Annotated in this window: 2 protein-coding genes and 1 pseudogene; all 3 read left to right on the top strand. The window is 73.4% G+C overall.

Features of this window, described 5'->3' with window-relative positions; translation table 11 throughout:
* The first annotated feature begins 89 nt into the window (after nucleotides 1-89).
* Nucleotides 90-1,136, top strand: a complete 1,047-nt coding sequence (ruvB, locus tag MXD58_RS29455; RefSeq protein ID WP_248840212.1) for a Holliday junction branch migration DNA helicase RuvB — start codon at nucleotides 90-92, stop codon at nucleotides 1,134-1,136.
* Between the two features lie 166 nt (nucleotides 1,137-1,302).
* Nucleotides 1,303-1,770: a preprotein translocase subunit YajC gene (gene yajC / locus MXD58_RS29460; RefSeq protein WP_248840213.1), complete on the top strand. Its 468-nt coding sequence runs from the start codon at nucleotides 1,303-1,305 to the stop codon at nucleotides 1,768-1,770.
* Between the two features lie 137 nt (nucleotides 1,771-1,907).
* Nucleotides 1,908-2,303 (top strand): annotated as a pseudogene (locus tag MXD58_RS29465) (protein translocase subunit SecD); the annotation flags it as partial.

The following is a 2,303-nucleotide window of genomic DNA, read 5'->3' on the forward strand; positions in this document are numbered from 1 at the left end:
GGGCCAGCCTCGCGGTGCTGCGGCGATGACGGGCGCGGTCGGGCCGGTGCCGGCTCGCGTGGCGGTCGGCGGGCCGGGGCACGGCGCCGATGGCTGACGAGGGACTCGTCTCGGCGGTCGCCAACGCCGAGGAGCGGGCGTTCGAAGCCGGTCTGCGGCCGCGCACGCTGGCGGAGTTCGTCGGTCAGCGCAAGGTCCGCGAGCAGCTGTCGATCATGCTGGAGGGGGCCCGAGCCCGGGGCCGCCCGCCGGACCACGTCCTGTTGTCCGGGCCTCCCGGGCTCGGTAAGACGAGCCTCGCCATGATCATGGCGGAGGAGCTGGGGGCGCCGCTGCGGATCACCAGCGGGCCGGCGATCGAGCGTGCCGGTGACCTCGTCGCCGTCCTCACCTCGCTGTCTGCCGGCGAGGTCCTCTTCCTCGACGAGATCCACCGCATCGCCCGCCCGGCGGAGGAGCTGCTCTACTCGGCGATGGAGGACTTCCGCGTCGACGTGATCCTCGGCAAGGGTCCCGGCGCCACCGCGATTCCCCTGGAGGTCGCGCCGTTCACCCTGGTCGGAGCGACGACCCGCTCCGGGCTGCTGACCGGGCCGCTGCGCGACCGCTTCGGCTTCACCGCGCACCTGGACTTCTACGATCCGGACGAACTCGCCCGGGTGCTGACCCGCTCGGCCCGGTTGCTTGGTGTCTCCCTCACCGCCGAGGGCGCGGCGGAGGTGGCGGGTCGCTCCCGGGGCACCCCGCGTATCGCCAACCGCCTGCTGCGCCGCATGCGGGACTACGCCGAGGTGCGCGCGGACGGTGTGGTCGACCTGGTGACCGCGCAGGCGGCGCTGCGCGTCTACGACGTCGACGGGCTCGGTCTCGACCGCCTCGACCGGGCCGTGCTGGAGGCGCTCGTCACCCGGTTCGGCGGCGGGCCGGTGGGGCTCACGACGCTCGCCGTGTCGGTGGGGGAGGAACCCGAGACGGTCGAGGACGTGGCCGAGCCGTTCCTGCTGCGCGCCGGACTGCTGATCCGCACGGCCCGCGGGCGGATGGCCACGCCCGCCGCGTTCGAGCACCTCGGTGTCGCCGCGGTGGCCGACCCGCTCGGCCGCAGCCAGGCCACGCTGTTCCTCGACGGCGACTGACCGGCCTCGACGGCGACTGACCGGCCTCGACGGCGACTGACCGGGGGCGCCGACCGGCGCCGGATCCGGCCGACGGGACCGGCCGCAAACCGGGCAGTGTGGCCCTGCCCACCGACGGCAGCGGTGGGATACGTACGATCGCCGCAACACCTCTGGAGGGCAGGACGTGCACGGACTTGTAACAGCGGCGACCGCGGCCGGCGATGGCGGAGGCAGTTCGATCGGTGGGTTCATCCTTCCGCTGATCATCGTGCTCGCCGTCGTCTACATCTTCACGATCCAGCGCCGCCGAGCCCGGACCCAGCAGGAGCAGGTCTCCAAGCTGATGCCCGGCGCCCTCGTGGTCACCACCGCCGGCCTCTACGCGACGGTCGTGGAACTGGACGACGGCGACGTGCTGCTGGAGGTCGCCCCCGACGTCGTCTGCCGGTTCGCCAGCAACGCGGTCGTGCGGGTGGTCACGCCGGCGGTGGCGACCGATGGCGACGTCGGCGAGCAGGACACCGCGGACGGCGAGGAGGACCGAGCCGAGGCCGCGACCGACGCCGACGGACCGGCGGCGCCGGCCGGCCCGGACGGCGAGGTGGCCGGCCAGGAGCCGGACGCGCCCAGGTCACCACGCAAGGAGCTGTGAGGCGGCGCCGCGTCACCGCGGGGGGCTTGGAACGTACCCTCGGTGACATTCGTTCGGGTACGTTGAGCAGCGCCGCTCCGGGCAACGGCGAGGCGAACCAGCGCCGGTCACCCGGTGCGTGAGGAAGGGACTCGCACGTGGCACGCCGCTCGGCACGGGTTTCCGCGGGGAACTCCGACTGGATCCGGCTGGGGGTCCTCGCCGCTCTGGCCGCCGTTCTCTACGGCCTGATGGCCATCACCGGGAACTGGACTCCCCGCCTCGGCCTCGACCTCCAGGGCGGCACGAGCGTGATTCTCACGCCCAAGGCCACCACCGGTACGCGCGTCGACTCCGGCGCCATCAACCAGGCCGTGGACATCATCCGGCAGCGGGTCGACGGCCTCGGTGTCGCCGAGTCCGAGGTTCACCGCACCGGTAACCAGATCGAGATCTCCGTCCCCGGGCGTGGCCGCAACGACGTGGTCGACCTGGTCGGCCAGACCGCGGAGCTGCGCTTTCGGCAGGTCTACGACGTGACGGCGGCCGCGGCC

The sequence above is a fragment of the Frankia sp. AgKG'84/4 genome, from assembly GCF_023242965.2.
GTDB lineage: Bacteria > Actinomycetota > Actinomycetes > Frankiales > Frankiaceae > Frankia.

Coding starts and splice junctions, on each gene's coding strand:
- ruvB (WP_248840212.1), top strand. CDS start 90: ATGGCTGACGAGGGACTCGTCTCGGCGGTCGCCAACGCCGAGGAGCGG.